This is a genomic window from Mesorhizobium sp. AA22 (assembly GCF_001672375.2).
GTDB classification, from domain to species: domain Bacteria; phylum Pseudomonadota; class Alphaproteobacteria; order Rhizobiales; family Rhizobiaceae; genus Mesorhizobium; species Mesorhizobium wenxiniae.
Map to the genome: position 1 here is coordinate 2788404 of NZ_CP048406.1, position 18467 is coordinate 2806870.

An 18467-nucleotide genomic window follows, 5' to 3' on the forward strand; every position below is an offset into this window, starting at 1 on the left:
GTCGTCAACATGCGCATGATCGTTCCTTCCGTTTTCCGGTTTGCTCGGGGAGGATCACTTGGTGACCACACAACCATTGTGCCGGATTATGGTTCCCGGTCCGTCAAGGATAAGGCCGTCGGTGAGTACATGCGTCAGGCCGACGCTACGCAACGGCGAATCGATCGATGACCCATAGCCATGTCCTGTCGCCCTGGCGGCGGGCGACTCGGCGGTTACGGTGCCATCGGAAAGGCGGGTTGACGTGAGTGCCAAAATCTCCGCTGATAACAGGCGGGGACTGATTTTCCGGCCACAAATTTTCGGCCCGTTGCGGTGATGTCCGCGAAGAGTGCCCGGATCGCTTCGCGGCCCAGCGTCAGTCGCCTCTCACCGCTGTCGACGACGGCGTTGGGTTCAAAAAGCGCGGCTATGCCGTAGATGTCTCCCTCCCACTGCCGAGAGATCAGCAGGCGCTCCAAATCCTGGGGATCGCGCGCTGGCTCACGGCTTGGTTCATCGGTCATGGCGAGGACTCCTCCGACGCTCGGTACCAAAGCGTTCGAAGGGGAGCCGGCGAAGCTCCGCCATAAGCCGATCGCGAGGTTGAGCAGCTTGGCGGTCATTCTCCCCAGCCGACATCGCGATCCGCAACGCGCCATTCGGCGGCGCCGGCGCGGCACCGGTGGCTGCGGCTGTGGTTGAGGAAGTCGGCGATCCTTGCCGCCGACTTCGCGAGGGGAAGGTGAGCAACCGATCGCGATGGACGACGGGCTCGCCGGTCTCATTGTCCCAGACCTCGAACCGGCAGCTTGGGTTCGGTATGGCTTCGAAACGGTTCTTCATATCGATGGTCCCGGTAATCGACGGACCCAGGTTCTGCGACCCCGACTTACGGATGGCTTACGGGCGTTTTTGGCTATGCTTTTAGCAGCGGGCACGCTCGCGCAGGTCGCCTCGGTTAGCTCGCCTTCGGCGCGAGGCGCTGCGCGACATGGTCGGCGATCGCCAGGCTTGAGGTCAGGCCGGGGCTCTCGATGCCGAACAAATTGACGAGGCTCTCCACGCCGTGCGCCGCCGCGTCCTGGATGACGAAGTCGGCATTGGCTTCGCCGGGACCGGAGAGCTTCGGCCGGATGCCGCTATAGGTCGGCTGCAGGCTGCGATCGGCGAGGTCCGGCCAGTATTTGCGGACCTCGTCGTAAAAGCGCTCGCCACGCGCTGGATCGACGCGATAGTCGAGTTGATCCGTCCATTCGACGTCAGGCCCGAAGCGGGCGACGCCGTCAAGGTCGAGCGTCAGATGCACGCCGAGCCCGCCGGGTTCGGGTATGGGATAGACCAGTCGCGAGAACGGCGCCCGGCCGGCGACCGAAAAATAATTGCCCTTGGCGTAGCGTATTTCTGGCACGAATTGCCGGTCGAGCCCGTCAAGCGAGCCGGCAAGTGCCGTGGCGCCAAGCCCGGCGGCGTTGATGAAGCGCGCGGTGGCGATTTCAAAGCCGCCGCTGGTGCTGTCGACCGTGTCGAGCACGATGCGCCCACTCTCGATACGGCCGGCGACGATGCGGGTGTTGAGGCTGAGTGTCGCCCCGTGCTTCTCGGCGTCGCCCATCAGCGCCAGCATCAGGGCGTGGCTGTCGATGATGCCGGTTGCGGGAGACAAAAGGGCCGCCGTGCATCGCAGCTTCGGCTCCAGCCTGCGCGCCTCGGCGGCGGTTAAGGGCGTCAGGTTGCCCGCGCCGCAAGCAGAGGCGTTGGCCAGGATGGAAGCGAGCACCGGCTCCTGTCCGGCATTCGTGGCGACGATGAGCTTGCCGCAGCGCGCATGCGGCACCGCCCGCTCCTGGCAATAACGGTAGAGCTTTTCCCGGCCTGCCACGCAGAGCCGGGCCTTCAGCGATCCGGCCGGATAGTGGATGCCGGCATGGATAACCTCGGAATTGCGCGAGCTAATCCCGGTGCCGATGGCGTTCTCGGCTTCGACGATCAGGGTGTCCATGCCGCGCTGCGCCATCTCGCGCGCGATCGCGAGGCCGACGACCCCGGCGCCGGCAACGATGCAGTCGACATGGTCCACGATCAGGCCACCTCAGCCTTGATGTTGTGCCTGGTGAGCCGTTTAGGAATGACGTCTCGGCGATGCGCACAGCCGGCTTGGCGCAGGTTCTCGCGTTCTGCGGCCTCGAAGCTGAAATTCTGCATGTCTTCCGTCCATCCGCCAGCGCTTTCGAAAGGGCTTGACACCCTTACAAGAAACAGATGCACCAAACAGCATTAATGCCGGAGGGAGCTGCCGATGCGCGCCGAACGGCGGCAAGGACCCACGTCCCGGCATGCAGGACAGGAACCATCATGGACGCTCGACCGAATTCTCCCGAAGCTCGCGACATCAGCTACCACCTGCACGGCTACACCAATGCCCGCAAGCATGAGGAAGCAGGGCCGCTCGTCATCGAGAAGGGCGACGGCATCTATGTCGAGGATCTCGCCGGGAACCGCTATATCGAAGCGATGGCCGGGCTTTGGAGCGTCGCGGTCGGCTTCTCGGAGAAGCGGCTGGTCGACGCGGCGGTGCGCCAGATGTCCAAGCTGCCCTACTATCACGACTTCGGTTCCAAATCGCATTCGCCGCTGATCGATCTCGCCGAGAAGCTTGTGCAGATGGCGCCGGTGTCGATGAGCAAGGCGTATTTCACCAATTCCGGCTCCGAGGCCAACGATACGGCCATGAAGATGATCTGGTACCGGTCCAATGCGCTCGGCCAGCCGGCACGCAAGAAGATCATCAGCCGCAATCGCGGCTATCACGGCGTCACCATTGCCGCGGCAAGCCTGACCGGCCTACCCAACAACCACATTTCCTTCGACCTGCCGATCGCCAATGTGCTGCACACGTCGACGCCGCACCACTGGCGCGAGGCGCTGCCTGGCGAGAGCGAAGAGCAGTTTTCGAGCCGGCTTGCCGACGACTTGGAAAAGCTGATCCTGGCCGAGGGCCCGGAAACCATCGCCGCCTTCTTCGGCGAACCGATCATGGGCGCCGGCGGCGTCATCGTTCCGCCGGCTGGCTACTGGGAGAAGATCCAGGCGGTGCTGTCGAAATACGACATCCTGCTCGTCGCCGACGAAGTCATCTGCGGTTTTGGCCGCACCGGTGAAATGTTCGGCTCGCAGACCTTCGGCATCAGGCCCGACATCATGGTGCTGTCGAAACAGATCTCTTCCTCCTACCTGCCGATCTCGGCCCTGCTGATCAACGAAAAAGTTTTCGAGCCGATTGCCGACGAAAGCAATCGCATTGGCACCTTCGGCCACGGCTTCACCGGCGGCGGCCATCCCGTTGCGGCCGCGGTCGCGTTGGAGAACCTGAAGCTGATCGAGGAGCGCGATCTCGTCGGCAATGCGCGCACGGTCGGCGCGCATATGCAGAAGCGGCTGCGCAAGTTCGCGTCGCACCCGCTTGTCGGCGAGGTGCGCGGCGTCGGCCTGATCGCGGCGGTCGAACTGGTCGGCGACAAGGCGAGCAAGGCGCCGTGGGAGACGGCCGGCGCGCTTGGCGGGCTCGTCAACGGCTTTATGCAACAGAACGGCGTCATCTCGCGCAACATGGGCGACGCGCTGGCCTTCTGCCCGCCGCTGATCATCACCGAACCCCAGGTCGATCAGGTGGTCGACGCGTTTGAAAGATCACTCGAAGCCGCGGTCAAGCAGGTCGAACCTGAAACCTGAAACAAAAAACTGCCTCAGCGGACTACTATGCCTGCTCAGGCTGCTGACAGCGCGTTCGGCTAAGGTTGCAGGTCGGGTTAAGGACGAACTTTAGGGACTAGTGCTAAAGACCTGTTTCCGGGTTCCAAAACGGATGTGGTCGTGAAAGTCTTCGCGACCGGACATCTTGCTCGATTGGGTCGAACAATGAGAAGCCAACTTCGTTTCATTATGCATACTGATGACGAGGCTGCTCTGGTAACCGAACTTTTGCGCGATCCGGCTATCCTGTTCGTCGATGGCCCGCGGTGGAAGACGGTCACGCCCCCAACCACTCGAGACATTTCTGCTCGGCAGTTACTGCATAATCTGGTCTCCCGAGGACCTGCCACGGCTTTCAGCGGAGTTCATTCAGGCACATAACGATTGGTATTGCCGTGATGAGAATTCCACGATTCAATTCCTGCGATGCAAGATGACCGAAACAGTCATAGTGGAGGGCAGTTTCGCGATCTCGACGGGACCTGCGGAAGCTAACGCCGCGGCCAACGTCGAACGCAGGTACAAGTTCCTGTGCCGTGCAATCAAGAGAACCTACCGGAACTCGGTCGTTCAGTGGCGCAATCCGCGCCGGCCGGACGCACCGGCCGGACCATCCAGGTCAGCAAACCCAAGTGCGCCCGACCGGTCGCTGTGGGTTGGACCAGCGGCGATGACGTGGATGGCTGGCCATGCTGATCGACAGGTCAAACCTTCCTCACTGGTTTTGTGGAGGAAACGATAATCGAACCGGGCTGATGCACTGCTTTCTACCCACACGCGATGCGGGCAGACTTCGACATTGTGTGGGGAACGTGCGGTCGGCCACGCTGACGGAACTCATCAGGACAGGGCCTGCTCCTCGTGAAGCTGGAACATTCCCGGCGCTGATCGCAGCCGACGCTGCTCGTCGAAACGCGCGCATCATCGAGCGTTGAAGGCGAAACGCGTTCGGCCGATGCGGCGGTCCGCTTGGGGGGCGAAGATTGAAAATCTGCGGCGGTGGTCGAGTACAGCGATGGGCTGCCTGGACAGCCGGCGGTTACCTTTCGGATGCTCTAAGGCTCCGCGCCGCCTCATCGAGTGCCAGCGGATCGTCACCGAGGCGGTCGATGAGGTCTTGAGCTTGGTCGCCGGTGATGCCTGTTCTCATCGCCAGCGCTTCCGCTGCCTCAACATCCAATTGACCAGCGGCGCGGTTGCCTTTCTTCACTCGGCTTTGGGTCTGCGTGGGAGCTGGCACATCGGCACCAGATATTGCCGGTGGGCGAGCACCAAGCGAGCGGTCTTCGTTCTCAATTTCGACGGTCGCCTGATTCCAATGGCGCTCGTGCAGACCGTGCGTCTGGCCTTCTCGTTCCCAGATCTCATATGCGCGGCGCCGAATGCGTTCGTGTTTGTCGTCTGACATGGTCGTTCCTCCTTGTTAGGTTTTCACCCAACGCGAAGGAGCGTCGGAACGATCCCACCCTGCACGCCGATTTCGGACAAAAGAGGGGAAGGCTGGCTTCCGGAAGACCATGCCTGCGGCGTTGCGATGCTGCGATGATTTAGGTGGCCCGGAGCAAATCCTCGTGCGGTGCTCGAGAGCAAGTCCTCCATCGCGCTGAAGGGTGCAGCATTGTTTTCCCTACGGAAACGCGCTTCAGGAGAAAGTTCGGCTCCTGCAGCACGATGCCAGACTAAATTAGAGCTGGCCATTGCTTGAACATCGTGCGCGCAGCTGCTACGTCGCCCATATCGACAGGGGCGCTCCGTATTGCCGGGGCTGAGATGGAAGGTGCAAGCCTTCGGTCCCTCAAGCTGATCTGGGTAATGCCAGCGGAGCGAGGCGACTATGTTTTCAGGTGCACAGATTTCCCTGTATCCGATGTGCGATGACTTCGTCGGCGTCATCCTCAAGGCAATTTCGGCGATGGATTTCTATCGGCCGAATTTCCGCATTGAGACCGACGACATCTCGACGCTGATCGTCGGCCCGCCGGAACAGCTTTTTCCGGCCATACGCGATCTGTTCGCCTCGGCGGCGGCAAGTGGTGTGCATTGCGTGTTATCGGCGACCTTGTCGCGTGGCTGCCCTGGCGAGCGTGACGATCCGATCTGCACCCCGATTTCCGGCAGCAGCCACGAGCTGTCCCTGGCCGAGCGCATCGGCGCGGCGCGGGCGCATGTCGACGGTGCGAAAAAACTCGGACAAGAGGTCGCCGCGCAGTTCTCGCTCTATCCGCTCGGCGAGGGCCACCACATGGACGAGATCTACGGCTGCATCGACTTCCTCAAGGCCTCGGGGGTCTTCGACAGGTCGAAGAATTTCTGCACGAAGCTGAGGGGCGACGCTGGACCGGTGTTCGCGACGCTGTCGGAAGCTTTCCTTCGCTTCGGCGCGCCGCAAGGCCATGTCGCGCTCGACCTTACCGTGTCGGCGAACAGCCCGAGCCCTCGTTAGCCTTGGTTGTCAACGGGTTGCAGCGAGATCCGAGACGGCATCCGGAACGACCACCAGCTTGCCGACGAAATCCTTGGCAATGAAATCCGCCTGGGCGCGGTGGAAATCGGACAGCCTGTAGACGCCGCCGACCAGCGGCCGGATTTTCTTGTCCTCGATGTAGCCGACGATGCGGCGAAAATCGTGTCGCGTGCCCTGACTGGACCCGTGCAGCTGCAACTGCTTGAGATACATGGTGCGCAGATCGAGCTGCACGACCGGGCCGGCAATCGCGCCGGCCGTCGTGTAGCGACCTTCGGGCCTGAGGATGCGCAAGAGGTCGTTGAACATGGCGCCGCCGACCAGGTCAGCAACCACGTCGATCGGCCGGCCCTCGGTCGCTGCGTTCACGGCGGCGGGCAGGTCGGCGATGCCACGAGTGATCACCGCTTCGGCCCCGATGTCGAGCACCGCCTTTTCCTTGCCCTTGCCGACGACGGCATAGGGTATGGCGCCGCGCGCCCGCGCCAGCTGCACGATGCCGGAGCCGACGCCGCCAGAAGCGCCAGTGACCAGCACACGCTCGCCAGCCCTTAGTGCGGCACGTTCCAGCATCTGTTCGCCGGTGAGATAGGCACAGCAGAAGGTGGCGAGTTCGACGTCGGTCAGCTCGGTGGCGACGACATGGGCATTCTCGGCCGGCACAGCCTGGTACTCGGCATAGCCGCCGTCACGGCCGTGGCCCATATAGTCGATGTCGGCAAGCGAATCGTCGTCGCGGTTGTAGATCGAGAAGTCGACCATCACCCGCTCGCCGATACGGTCCGGCGAGACGCCATCGCCGACGGCGACGATGTGGCCGACCGTGTCTGTGCCCTGGATGCGCGGGAAAGTCAGCGTGTTGCCTTGGCGGCGCCAAGTCGATACCGCGGCAGCATCTTCCTCCGTGCCATAGGCGCCCTGACGCACCCAGACATCGGTGTTGTTCATGCCGCAAGCGGTGACCTTGACCAGCACTTCACCTGGGGCGGGCGAGGGCACTTTCACGTCGGTGCGGTAGACGAGCTTTTCCGGCCCGCCGTGACCGGTCAGCTGCACGGCGGCCATGGTGGCGGGGAGGGTTTTGGTCATGGCGTTCATGTCGATCTTCAGATGTTTGCAAACACGCTTTTCACCGCATCGGCCGTCTTCGAGACGATGATGTCGGCCTCTTCGCGGGTGAGGCAGAGCGGCGGCGCAAAGCCGAGAATGTCGCCCTGCGGCATGGCGCGGCCGATGACACCGCTTGCGGCGAGGGCGGTTGCGACCTGCGGCCCGATCTTTTGCGATGCATCGAAGAACACGCGATCATTTCTGTCGGCGACGAACTCGATTGCCGCCAGCATGCCGTCGCCGCGCACCTCGCCGACGTTTTTGTGGCCGCCGGCGGCTTTCGCTAGTTCGGCACGGAAATAGGCGCCTGTCTCGGCGGCGTTGGTCACCAGGTCCATCTCGTCGATCAGTTCGAGGTTGGCGACACCGGCGGCAACGCAGATCGGATGCGCCGAATAGGTCCAGCCATGGCCGAGCGAGCCGAGCTTGTCGGAACCCTGCACCAGCACCTGCCAGACCTTGTCCGAGACGATGACGCCCGACAGCGGCGCATAGGCCGAGGTCAGGCCCTTGGCGATGGTGATCAGGTCGGGCTTGATGCCGTAATGGTCGGAGCCGAACATGGTGCCCAGCCGGCCGAAGCCGGTGACCACTTCGTCGGAGACCAGCAGCACGTCGTATTTCTTCAGCACCGCCTGGATCTTTTCCCAATAGAGGGCGGGCGGCGGCACAATGCCGCCGGTGCCGAGGATCGGCTCGCCGATGAAGGCGGCAACCGTGTCCGGGCCTTCAGCCAGGATCATCTCTTCGAGCTTGTCGGCGCAGTATTGGGAAAACTGCTCCTCGCTCAGCGAGCGGTCGGTACGGCGGAAATAATAGGGCGCCTCGGTGTGCAGGATCGGCGCACGCGGCAGGTCGAAGGCGTTGTGGAACAGGTCGAGCCCGGTCAGCGATCCGGTCATGACGCCGGAGCCGTGATAGCCGCGCCAGCGCGAGATGATCTTCTTCTTCTCCGGCCGGCCGAGCACGTTGTTGTAGTACCAGATCAGCTTGATGTTGGTTTCGTTGGCGTCGGAGCCGGAAAGGCCGAAATAAACCCTCGACATGCCTTGCGGGGCGCGGTCGATGATCATCTTGGAAAGCGTGATCGACGCCTCGGTACCGTGGCCGACATAGGCGTGGTAATAGGCGAGGTTCTTGGCTTGCGCGGCAATGGCGTCGGCGATCTTCTGTCGGCCATAGCCGACATTGACGCAATAGAGGCCGGCGAAGGCATCGATGCTCTTGCGGCCATTATTGTCCCAGATGGTGACGCCTTCGCCGCCGGCGATCACGCGGGTCGGGCTCTCGCCGCGCGCGTGGGTACCCATATGGGTCGAGGGATGGAAGAAGTGGTCGCGGTCCCAGGCGGCGAGTTCGTTGGACTGGTCGAGCATCATTTTACTCCTGAGGAAAAGTGTCGGGCGCGGCTTACGCGACGTCCAGGCAGAGATATTTGAGATCGGTAAAGGCTTCGAGCCCGTGGCGCGAGCCCTCGCGGCCGATGCCGGACTGTTTGACGCCGCCGAAGGGGATCGGCGCGCCGGTGATCTTCACGCGGTTGATGGCGACCATGCCATAGTCGAGCGCGCGGCCCATGCGCAATTGGCGGCTGCCGTTCTCGGTGACGACATAGGCGACAAGCCCGTATTCGGTGGCGTTGGCGCGAGCGATGACCTCATCCTCGCTGTCGAAGGGCGTCACGGCGGCGACCGGACCAAAAGTTTCCTCGCGCATGATCAGCGCGTCGTCGGTGACATCGGCGAGCAGGGTCGGGCGGTAGAACAGCGGTCCTGCAGAATCGCGTTTGCCGCCGGTGAGGCAGCGTGCGCCATGGGCGAGCGCATCGGCGACCTGCTCCTCGACCTTCTTGACACCGCGCTCATGCATCAAGGGCCCGATGTCGGTGTCATCAGCCAGGCCATTGCCGGTCCGCAGCGTCTCGATGCGCCTGGCGAAGGCGGCGCAGAAACGATGGTAGATCGGGCGCTGGACATAGATGCGGTTGGCGGCGAGGCAATCCTGGCCGGAAGTGGCGAATTTGGCATCGACGGCTATGGTCACAGCCTTGTCGAGATCGGCGTCGGCGAAGACGATCAGCGGCGCGTGGCCGCCAAGCTCCATCACCAGCCGCTTCATCGTCGGCGCACTTTGCGCGGCGATCAGCCTGCCGATCTCGGTCGAGCCGGTGAAGCTCATGGCCCGGACGCGAGCGTCTTCGCACATCCGCCCAACGATGGTCGAAGCCTTGCCGGTGAGAACGTTGAAGACGCCCGCCGGCAGGCCGGCGCGTTCGCCGAGCTCGGCCAGCGCCAGCGCCGACAGCGGCGTTTCCGACGAAGGGTGCGCGACGATGGTGCAGCCGGCGGCAAGGGCGGCCGCCGCCTTGCGGGTCAGCATGGCCGCGGGAAAATTCCACGGGGTGACAACGCCGACGACGCCGAGCGGTTCGCGCCGCACCATCATCTCGGCGTTTGGCAAGTGGCTGGTGACGCTTTCGGCGTTGAGGCGTTTTGCCTCCTCGGCATACCACTCGACGAAGGAGGCGGCGTAGTCCATCTCGCCAAGCGCTTCCCTAAGCGGCTTGCCCTGTTCGAGCGTCATCAACAGCGCCAGATCATCCTTGGCAGCGATGATCAGATCGAACCATTTTCGCAGAATTCTCGCGCGTTCCTGTGGGAGAGCCGCGCGCCAGGCGGGAAAGGCGCGGGAGGCCGCGTCGATCGCCTTGCTCGTCTGCCTGCTATCGAGCGCGGCAACCCAGGCAACGGTGGTGCCTGTGGCAGGATCGATCACCTCGAAGCTCTCGGCGGCTTCACTCGCAGTCCAGTGGCCGTCGACATAGGCGAGTTCGCGCAGCAGCCGGCGGTCGGCGAGGCGGTCAAGCGCTTCATGGCGCTGTGGGCGGGTAAAATGCGCGGACATGCTCGAGGTCTCCCGGTTCGGAGTGATATGAGAAGACTATCCGCGTGCAGCAGACAGAGAGGCTGTCTGGGCGCCCGCCCGTAGAGAGATTGTCTCTATTGCATCGCTCGGGCAGACGATCTCTCTAGGGTCAGGACGCCGGCAACAAATCCGCTACCGGCAAGGCCATCTCCTCCTTCACCGTCTTGGTGACGATGTAGGTAAAATAGCGGTCGATGCCGATCTCGCGTTCGAGCAGGACGTCGACCAGCCGCTGGTAGGCGTCGATGTCGCGCGCCATCACTTTCAGCAGATAGTCGACGCCGCCGCCCACCGACCAGCAGGCGACGATTTCGGGGACGTCGCGGATGACGCGCTCGAAACGGTCGAAATCGGCCTGGCGGTGGCTGGCCAGCGTCACCTCCATCAGTACGGTGGCGACCGGCGCGACGGCGCGTATCGCAACCTTGGCGTGATAGCCGGAGACGATGCCGGCCTTTTCCAGCTTGCGCAGCCGCATCCAGCACGGCGTCGGCGACAGGCCCACCTTGTCGGCGAGCGCCAGCTTGGTGATGCGCCCGTCGCGCTGGACCACGTCGAGGATTTTGAGGTCGATCTGATCGAGTTTCAATGCGGCCATGAGCGTCTGCTTTTTCTTGCCCGACACCATGACGGCGCATTATTTCGATTGTCAATTGCACTGATTTCGATCTCTAATAAGTCATGACATTATGGCGTCCAGATCCCGCGCTTATCCGGCGGCCGGCCTATCAATCGCTCGCCGACCAGTTCGCGCGCGCGATCCATGATGGGCGGCTGGCCAACGGCGCGCGGCTGCCGACGCATCGCCGGCTGGCCGACGAATTGAAGCTTTCGGTGCAGACGGTCAGTCGCGCCTATGAGGAACTGATCCGCCGGGGCCTGGTCTCCGGCGAGATCGGCCGCGGCAGCTTCGTGCAGACGCAGCGCCGCGAGCCCGAGCCGCCATACCTGCCGGAGCGTCTTGGCGAGGTCATCGACCTCTCCATCCTGAAGCCGGTTTGCGAGCCGATGCATCTGGAGCGGCTGAAACAGGCGCTGGGCTGGCTTGCCGAGAACCTGCCGTCGAGTTCGGCGCTGTCGTTCCGGCCGAACATGGTGTTCCCGCGCCACCGCGCGGTGGCGGTCGAATGGCTGCGGCTGTGCGGTCTCGATGTATCCGCGCAGAATGTCAGCCTGACCAACGGCGCCACGGCCGGCATGACGGTGGCACTGATGAGCGTGGCGCCGCCCGGTTCGACCGTCGCCACCGAGGCGATCGGCCACCATACGCTGATCCCGCTGGCGCGCTATCTCGGCTTCAACCTCGAGGGCCTGCCGATCGACGATAATGGCCTGATCCCGGAGGCGCTCGACGAGGCGTGCCAGCTTTCCGACATCCGCGCCGTATTCGTGCAGCCCTCGGTGATCAACCCGACTGCAACGCTTATGGGCGCCGCGCGGCGCGAGCAAATCGCCGCGGTGGCGCGCAGGCACGACATCGCCATCATCGAGAACGACGTGCTCGGCCCGCTGGTCGAGGGTCGTCCGCCGCCGGTCGCCGCCTTCGCACCCGAGCGCACGCTCTACGTCACCTCCTTCACCAAGATCGTCGTGCCAGGCTTGCGCATTGGTTATCTCGCGGCGCCCGACCGCTATGTCGCCGCCGTCGCCAACCGGCATCTCGTCTCCAACTGGATGGCGACGCCGCTGGTGGCGGAGATCGCGACAAAATGGGTGACCGACGGCACGGCGATGGAGCTTGTCGGCTGGCAACGTTCGGCACTGCGGCGGCGGCAGGAGATTGCCGCTCAGGTGCTTGCCGGGGTCGACTATCGTGTCCATCGCGACGGATTGCATCTGTGGCTGCGGCTACCCGGCGACCGCGCCGAGGAGAGTTTCGTCTCGCAGGCCCGTTTGCAGGGCGTGGCGATCGCGCCAGGCACATCCTTCCGTATTTCCCAGGAGCCCTGGCAGCCGGCAGTGCGCATCTCGCTGGGCTCGACTACCGAGGAGGAACTGCGCGCCGGCCTGAGCGTTGTCACCAAACTTCTGCTCGGCGATCCGGAGCATCTCTTGCTGGCGATCTAGGCAAAGATCGCCGCGGAATTGTGCGGGCCAGAAACATTGTCATGAGTTTATTTTCCTGATTGACATGATTTGGCGCGTTCCGCATCGTTGAAGGCACCAAGCTTCTCCAGCAACGGGGAATTCATTGTCCGCGCCCATCATCAAGATCGACGGCATTTCGAAAAGCTTCGGCACCTTCAAGGTGTTGGACGGCCTGTCGATGCAGGTCATGCCGCGCGAGAAGCTGGCGCTGATCGGCCCATCCGGCTCGGGCAAGACGACGATCCTGCGCATCCTGATGACGCTGGAGAGGATCGACAGCGGCCACATCCAGATCGACGGCGAGCAGCTCTACCACATGGAGCGCAACGGCCAGTTGCTGCCCGCCGACGAACGGCATCTGGCAAGAATGCGCCAGAAGATCGGCATGGTCTTCCAGCTGTTCAACCTGTTTCCGCACAAGAGTGTCATCGACAACGTCACGCTGGCGCCGATCTTGACCAAGGGCATGCCGCGCGCCGCCGCCGAAAAACGGGCGATGGAACTGCTCGACATGGTCGGCATGGCCGACAAGGCGAAAGCGATGCCGGCGCAGCTCTCCGGAGGGCAGAAGCAGCGCGTGGCGATCGCCCGGGCGCTGGCGCTGCAGCCCAGGATCATGCTGTTTGACGAGGTGACATCGGCGCTCGATCCGGAACTGGTCGAGGAGGTGCTTAACGTGTTGTGGCGGCTCTGCTCCGAGACAGACATGACCATGCTGCTCGTCACCCATGAAATGGGTTTTGCCCATGATTTCGCCGACCGGGTGCTGTTTTTCGACCGCGGGAAGATAGTCGAAGAAGGCAAGCCCGACGAGATTTTCCGCAATCCCAAGCAGGAGCGCACGCAAGGCTTCCTGAAGAAGATCATCGCGGCCGGACATCGCGTCTGACCGCCATGCCAAGGCGGCGAAGCCGTCCCGTAGAACGACCAAACCAAAAAGAGAAGCAAGGAGTTGGGAACAATGAAGAAACTTGGCATTCTGGCCGGCGTGGCCGGTGTTGCACTAACCGCAATTCTGGCCGCCTCGACCGCCGGATCGGCCGACGACAGCAAACTCGAAGAGCTCAAGGCACAGGGCTTCGCCCGCGTCGCCATTGCCAATGAGCCGCCCTACACGGCGGTTGCGGCCGACGGCAAGGTTTCGGGCGCGGCGCCCGATGTGGCGCGTGAAATCTTCAAGCGCCTCGGCGTCAACGACATCGTCGCCTCGATCTCGGAATATGGCGCCATGATTCCCGGCCTGCAGGCCGGCCGTTTCGACGTCGTCACCGCCGGCCTGTTTATGAAGCCGGAGCGTTGCGCGGCCGTAGTCTATTCGGAGCCGGTGCTGTGCGACGCCGAGGCGATGCTGGTGAAGAAGGGCAACCCCAAGGGCTTCAAGAGCTACGAGGATGTCGCCAAGGATGCCACCGCGACGATCGGGGCGCCGGGCGGCGGCACCGAGGAGAAGCTGGCGCTCACCGCTGGTGTGCCACGTGACCGCGTCATCGTCGTGCCGGACGGCCAGAGCGGCCTGAAGATGCTGCAGGACGGCCGCATCGACGCCTATTCGCTGCCAGTGCTGTCGATCAATGATCTGGTCAAGAAGGCCAACGACCCGAACCTCGAAGTTGTCGCTCCGGTGGTCGGCGCGCCGGTCTATTGCGACGGCGCAGCCTTCAAGAAGGGCGACGAAGCGCTGCGCGACGCCTATGACGTCGAGTTGGCCAAGCTGAAGGAGTCCGGTGAATTCGCCAAGATCATCGAGCCTTACGGCTTCTCGGCAGCGGCAGCGATGTCGACAAGCCGCGACAAGCTCTGCTCGGCAAAGTAGGCGCCCTTTTCCTTCTCCCCGTTCGCGGGGAGAAGGTGGCTCGAAGGGTCGGATGGGGGCAGCGCCATACTTTGGTTGGTTCGCGCCGCCCCTCATCTGCCTGCCGGCATCATCTCCCCGTGAACGGGGAGATGGACGCTGGAAACAACGTCTCGCTAGACATTCAACGCGGGAACTCTCGACCCAATGACCCAATGGTCCGGCTATTTCGGCCTGATAATGCAGGGAGCGCTTGTTACCATCGAGCTGACGCTGATGGGGTCGGTGCTTGCCCTGATCATGGCGTTTCTCGCCGGGCTGGGGCGGCTGTCGCGTTTTTTCGCCATTCGGGCGCTGGCCACCGCCTATATCGAATTCTTCCGCGGCACCTCGATCTTCGTGCAGCTGTTCTGGGCCTATTTCGTGCTGCCCTTCATCGGCATTTCGCTGACGCCGCTGCAGGCGGGCGTGCTGGCGCTCGGCCTCAATGTCGGCGCCTATGCGGCGGAGGTGGTGCGCGGCGCCATCCAGTCGATCGGCCGCGAACAGTACGAGGCCTGCACCGCGCTTAATCTCGGCCGCTGGCAAGGCATGCGCCATGTCATCCTGCCGCAGGCGCTGCTGGTCATGCTGCCGACCTTCGGCAACAACGCCATCGAATTGCTCAAGGCCACCGCCGTCGTTTCGCTGATCTCGCTCGCCGATCTGACCTTTCAGGCGCAGGTGGTGCGCTCGCAGACCGGCAACACGCTGGTGCCGTTCACCACCATTCTCATCATCTATTTCGTCCTTGCGCTGATCATTTCCTGGGGTGTGAGATCGCTGGAACGCCGCATGGCGCGCGGCCTCGACGGGGTGCGCGTATGATGGATCGGGCCTCATAATGGAGTGGGATTGGAATTTCGTCTGGGAGATCATGCCGACGCTGATCCAGGGCGTGAAGATCACCATCCTGGCGACGCTGCTCGGCTCGGTTCTGGCCGCGATCGTGGGGCTGGCCATCGCGCTGGCGCGGCGCTCGCCGAACAAGGGCTTGTCGCGCACCGTCGGCTTCCTCGCCGAATTCATTCGCGGTACGCCGCTTTTGGTGCAGCTCTATTTCATCTTCTACGTGCTGCCCGATATCGGTATCCTGCTGCCGCCGTTGGTGGCCGGCGTCATCGGCCTCGGCCTGCATTACGGCACCTACACGGCTGAAGTCTATCGCGCCGGTATCGAGAATGTGCCGCGCGGCCAATGGGAAGCCGCCAAGGCCTGCAATCTGAACGCCAGGCAGACCTGGACTCACATTATTATGCCGCAGGCGATTCCGCCGATGATCCCGGCGCTTGCCAACTACTTCATCGCGATGTTCAAGGAGACGCCGCTGCTGTCGGCGATCACCGTGCTGGAACTGATGAACCAGGCCAAGAGCGTCGCCAACACCTATTACCGCTATGTCGAGCCGATGACCTTGGTCGGCGCCTTCTTCCTCGTCATCAGTCTTTTCTCGGTCGTGCTGCTACGCTGGCTGGAACGCCGTTACGGCAAGATCGAGAGGTAGTCTTTCATGAAAAACTCGCCCGAGATCAGACTGACGCCGACACGGCCGGGGCTCGACGCGCGTCCCCTGGAAAAGCGCGTCGGGTTGATCATCCTTGCGACCGACCATACGACCGAACCGGATTTTCGCCGCATGGTGGCGAGCGACCGGATCGGCGTTTATGTCGCGCGCATTCCCTACGCCAATCCGACGACGCCGGACAATTTGCGCAAGATGCAGCCGTCGCTTACGGCGGGCGCGGCGCTCATCCTGCCCGATGAGCCGCTCGACGCGATCTGCTATTCCTGCACCTCGGCCTCCGTGGTCATCGGCGATGCCGAGATCGAGGCGGCGGTGCAGGCGGCCAAGCCCGGCGTGCCGGTGGTTACGCCGCCGATGGCAGGCGTGCGTGGTTTGAAGGCGCTGGGCGCCAGGACGATCAGCATCCTTACTCCCTATACGGTCGAAACCAGCCGGCCGATGGCGGCCTATTTCGCGGCGCATGATTTCGAGATCGCCGGCTTCACCTGTCTCGGCTTCGAGGACGACCGCGAGATGGCGCGGATTGCGCCTGCGTCGCTGGTCGATCTGTCGCTCGATGCGATGGACGAAAAAGCCGACGCGCTGTTCGTCTCCTGCACTGCGCTGCGGGCAGCACTTGCCGTGGTCGGCATGGAAGAGGCGATCGGCCGTCCGGTCGTCACCAGCAACCAGGCGACGGCCTGGAACTGTCTGCGGCTTTGCGGGGACGACGAGCCGCGTGCCGAATTCGGCCGTCTGATGACGCTGCCTTTGAATTGATTGCAAAGCAAAGGTCATGACCGCGAACGACGTCACCCTCTCCGATTTCCGCGCGGCGCGCGAGCGCATCGCAGCTAAGGTCGAACGCACGCCGACCGCGCTTTCTCCGAGTCTTTCCGGCCACTTGGGTGCGCCTGTTTATCTCAAGCTCGAACATCGGCAGACCACCGGCAGCTTCAAGCTGCGGGGTGCCTCGAACGCCATCGCGTCGCTGAACGCCGAGGAGAAGGCGCGTGGCGTGGTCGCCGCCTCGACCGGCAATCACGGCCGGGCGCTGGCTCATGCGGCGAAGCTCGAAGGCATGCGCGCGACGATCTGCATGTCGCGACGGGTGCCGCAGAATAAGCTCGATGAAATCCGTCGGCTTGGCGCCGAGATCCGCATCGTCGGCAACAGCCAGGACGATGCGCAGCAGGAGGTCGACCGGCTGGTCGCGGAAGAGGGGCTGGTCATGCTACCGCCCTTCGACCATCCTGGTATCATCGCCGGGCAAGGCACGCTCGGGCTGGAAATCATCGAGCAGGTTGCGGACGCCGCTTTGGTGCTGGTGCCGCTGTCCGGCGGCGGACTGGCAGCGGGTGTCGCCGCGGCCGTGAAGGGCGTCAGTCCGAGCACGAAGGTCATCGGCGTTTCGATGGCGCGGGGTGCCGCGATGAAGGCGAGCCTCAATGCCGGACATCCAGTTTTGGTCGAGGAACTGCCGACGCTGGCGGATTCGCTTGGCGGTGGCATCGGCCTCGACAACCGGCTGACCTTCTCGATGTGCCGCGACCTGGTCGACGACGTGATCCTGCTCGACGAGGGCGAGATCGCCGCCGGCATCCGCCATGCCTATGAACAGGAGCGCGAGATCGTCGAAGGCGCCGGCGCGGTCGGCATCGCCGCCGTGCTGTCCGGCAAAGTCAGGGCGAGCGGCCCCACGGTGCTCATCCTGTCGGGCCGCAACATCGACATGACATTGCACAGGAAAGTCGTTTGCGGCGCAGCAATTGAGGAGAACGCCGCATGAGCCGAATGACGATACTCACCGAAGCCGAATTGCGCACGATCGTGAAGCTCGATCTCGATGCCGTCGCCTGCGTCGAGAATGCGTTCCGCGCGCTTGCCACCTTGCCAGTGGCGATGCCGCCGATCCTGCGGCTCGACATTCCCGATCATCGCGGCGAGGTCGACGTGAAGACCGCCTATGTGCCTGGGATCGACGGTTTTGCCATCAAGATCAGTCCCGGCTTCTTCGACAATCCGAAGCTCGGCCTGCCCAGCGTCAACGGCATGATGGTGCTGCTGTCGTCAAAAACCGGGCTGGTCGATGCGCTGCTGCTCGACAATGGTTATCTCACCGACATCCGCACAGCGGCGGCCGGAGCGGTCGCGGCTAAACACCTTTCGCGGCCGGACTCCTCGATCGCCGCGATCTTCGGCGCCGGCGTCCAGGCTGGACTGCAGCTCGAGGCGCTTATGCTGGTGCGGCCGATCGCCGAGGCCCGCATCTGGGCCAGGGACGCCGCCAAGGCCGAGGCTGCGGCGAATGCATTGCGCGAAAGACTAGGCATCGCCGTGCGCGCCGACCCCGACGCGGCAAATGCGGCCACCGATGCCGACATCATCGTCACCACGACGCCGTCGACCGAGCCGCTGATCAAAGCCGGCTTCGTCTTGGCCGGCCAGCACATCACCGCCATGGGCTCGGACGCCGAGCACAAGAACGAGATCGCTCCGGCGATCCTGCGCATGGCCGATCTCTACGTCGCCGACAGCGCGAAACAGACGCGGCTGCTAGGCGAACTGCACCATGCCATCGCGGCGGGCGTGATGGCGGCCGATGCCGAAGTGACCGAACTCGGCCAGATCATCGCCGGCGAAAAGCACGGCCGGCGCTCAGCCAGCGACATCACCATCGCCGACTTGACCGGCACCGGCGTCCAGGACACGGCGATCGCCTCGCTCGCCCGCGACCGTGCGCGGGCGGGGAATGCCGGGACTATTTTCGAAAGCTGATGCTGGCCGCAAGGCCCAACAAACGAGGACCAAGA

The 18467-nt window shown here is 63.5% G+C and carries 18 protein-coding genes and 1 riboswitch; of the genes, 10 read left to right on the plus strand and 8 right to left on the minus strand.

The annotated features are described in order from the left end of the window. Positions 1-215: 215 nt before the first annotated feature. From A9K68_RS13575 to A9K68_RS32260, 3 genes are all read right to left on the minus strand, one after another. Positions 216-605, minus strand: coding sequence for a hypothetical protein (locus tag A9K68_RS13575; RefSeq protein WP_246811367.1), 390 nt, complete (start codon positions 603-605; stop codon positions 216-218). Between the two features lie 335 nt (positions 606-940). Next, entirely contained in the window at positions 941-2059 is a 1119-nt protein-coding gene (locus A9K68_RS13580; protein ID WP_065006641.1) for an NAD(P)/FAD-dependent oxidoreductase, read from the minus strand. 2 nt (positions 2060-2061) lie between these two features. Beyond that, positions 2062-2184, minus strand: coding sequence for a hypothetical protein (locus A9K68_RS32260; RefSeq protein ID WP_281409500.1), 123 nt, complete (start codon positions 2182-2184; stop codon positions 2062-2064). A 150-nt stretch (positions 2185-2334) separates the two neighbouring features. On the opposite strand from A9K68_RS32260, the gene A9K68_RS13585 reads away from it, so the two are divergent. Beyond that, a complete protein-coding gene (locus A9K68_RS13585; protein ID WP_065006642.1) occupies positions 2335-3711 on the plus strand; it encodes an aspartate aminotransferase family protein in 1377 nt (458 codons plus the stop codon). A 1060-nt stretch (positions 3712-4771) separates the two neighbouring features. Here A9K68_RS13585 and A9K68_RS13590 read toward each other — a convergent pair. Next, the gene (locus tag A9K68_RS13590; protein WP_082982176.1) at positions 4772-5140 is read right to left on the minus strand and encodes a DUF2934 domain-containing protein; all 369 of its coding nucleotides are present in this window, start codon (positions 5138-5140) and stop codon (positions 4772-4774) included. Positions 5141-5464: 324 nt separating this feature from the next. Further along, positions 5465-5576, plus strand: a riboswitch (TPP riboswitch). On the opposite strand from A9K68_RS13590, the gene A9K68_RS13595 reads away from it, so the two are divergent. After that, entirely contained in the window at positions 5567-6175 is a 609-nt protein-coding gene (locus tag A9K68_RS13595; RefSeq protein ID WP_065006644.1) for a YkoF family thiamine/hydroxymethylpyrimidine-binding protein, read from the plus strand. Its footprint overlaps the riboswitch before it by 10 nt. Before the next feature lie 9 nt (positions 6176-6184). Here A9K68_RS13595 and A9K68_RS13600 read toward each other — a convergent pair whose 3' ends face one another. The 4 genes from A9K68_RS13600 to A9K68_RS13615 form a co-directional block, all read right to left on the minus strand. Continuing rightward, complete coding sequence (locus A9K68_RS13600) at positions 6185-7294, minus strand: alcohol dehydrogenase family protein (protein WP_065006645.1); 1110 nt, start codon at positions 7292-7294, stop codon at positions 6185-6187. Between the two features lie 8 nt (positions 7295-7302). Continuing rightward, a complete protein-coding gene (locus tag A9K68_RS13605; protein ID WP_065006758.1) occupies positions 7303-8682 on the minus strand; it encodes an aspartate aminotransferase family protein in 1380 nt (459 codons plus the stop codon). A gap of 34 nt (positions 8683-8716) precedes the next feature. Continuing rightward, positions 8717-10210 (minus strand): NAD-dependent succinate-semialdehyde dehydrogenase, encoded by a 1494-nt coding sequence (locus A9K68_RS13610; protein WP_065006646.1) that lies wholly within the window; start codon positions 10208-10210, stop codon positions 8717-8719. 130 nt (positions 10211-10340) lie between these two features. Then, the gene (locus A9K68_RS13615; protein ID WP_065006759.1) at positions 10341-10820 is read right to left on the minus strand and encodes an Lrp/AsnC family transcriptional regulator; all 480 of its coding nucleotides are present in this window, start codon (positions 10818-10820) and stop codon (positions 10341-10343) included. 92 nt (positions 10821-10912) lie between these two features. On the opposite strand from A9K68_RS13615, the gene A9K68_RS13620 reads away from it, so the two are divergent. The 8 genes from A9K68_RS13620 (at position 10913) to eutC (ending at position 18432) form a co-directional block, all read left to right on the plus strand. After that, on the plus strand, positions 10913-12298 hold the full coding sequence (locus A9K68_RS13620; RefSeq protein ID WP_065006647.1) for a PLP-dependent aminotransferase family protein: 1386 nt from the start codon (positions 10913-10915) through the stop codon (positions 12296-12298). Between the two features lie 124 nt (positions 12299-12422). Beyond that, on the plus strand, positions 12423-13208 hold the full coding sequence (gene ehuA, locus A9K68_RS13625) for an ectoine/hydroxyectoine ABC transporter ATP-binding protein EhuA (protein WP_065006648.1): 786 nt from the start codon (positions 12423-12425) through the stop codon (positions 13206-13208). 72 nt (positions 13209-13280) lie between these two features. After that, the gene (gene ehuB / locus A9K68_RS13630; protein ID WP_029350588.1) at positions 13281-14132 is read left to right on the plus strand and encodes an ectoine/hydroxyectoine ABC transporter substrate-binding protein EhuB; all 852 of its coding nucleotides are present in this window, start codon (positions 13281-13283) and stop codon (positions 14130-14132) included. A 186-nt stretch (positions 14133-14318) separates the two neighbouring features. Next, entirely contained in the window at positions 14319-14978 is a 660-nt protein-coding gene (gene ehuC / locus A9K68_RS13635) for an ectoine/hydroxyectoine ABC transporter permease subunit EhuC (protein ID WP_065006649.1), read from the plus strand. 16 nt (positions 14979-14994) lie between these two features. Further along, positions 14995-15654 (plus strand): ectoine/hydroxyectoine ABC transporter permease subunit EhuD, encoded by a 660-nt coding sequence (gene ehuD / locus A9K68_RS13640; RefSeq protein WP_029350592.1) that lies wholly within the window; start codon positions 14995-14997, stop codon positions 15652-15654. 6 nt (positions 15655-15660) lie between these two features. Beyond that, complete coding sequence (eutA, locus tag A9K68_RS13645; RefSeq protein WP_029350595.1) at positions 15661-16434, plus strand: ectoine utilization protein EutA; 774 nt, start codon at positions 15661-15663, stop codon at positions 16432-16434. Positions 16435-16450: 16 nt separating this feature from the next. Continuing rightward, positions 16451-17443, plus strand: a complete 993-nt coding sequence (eutB, locus tag A9K68_RS13650; RefSeq protein ID WP_065006650.1) for a hydroxyectoine utilization dehydratase EutB — start codon at positions 16451-16453, stop codon at positions 17441-17443. After that, positions 17440-18432 (plus strand): ectoine utilization protein EutC, encoded by a 993-nt coding sequence (gene eutC, locus A9K68_RS13655; protein WP_065006651.1) that lies wholly within the window; start codon positions 17440-17442, stop codon positions 18430-18432. The genes eutB and eutC overlap by 4 nt, the downstream gene beginning before the upstream one ends. Positions 18433-18467 lie beyond the last annotated feature (35 nt).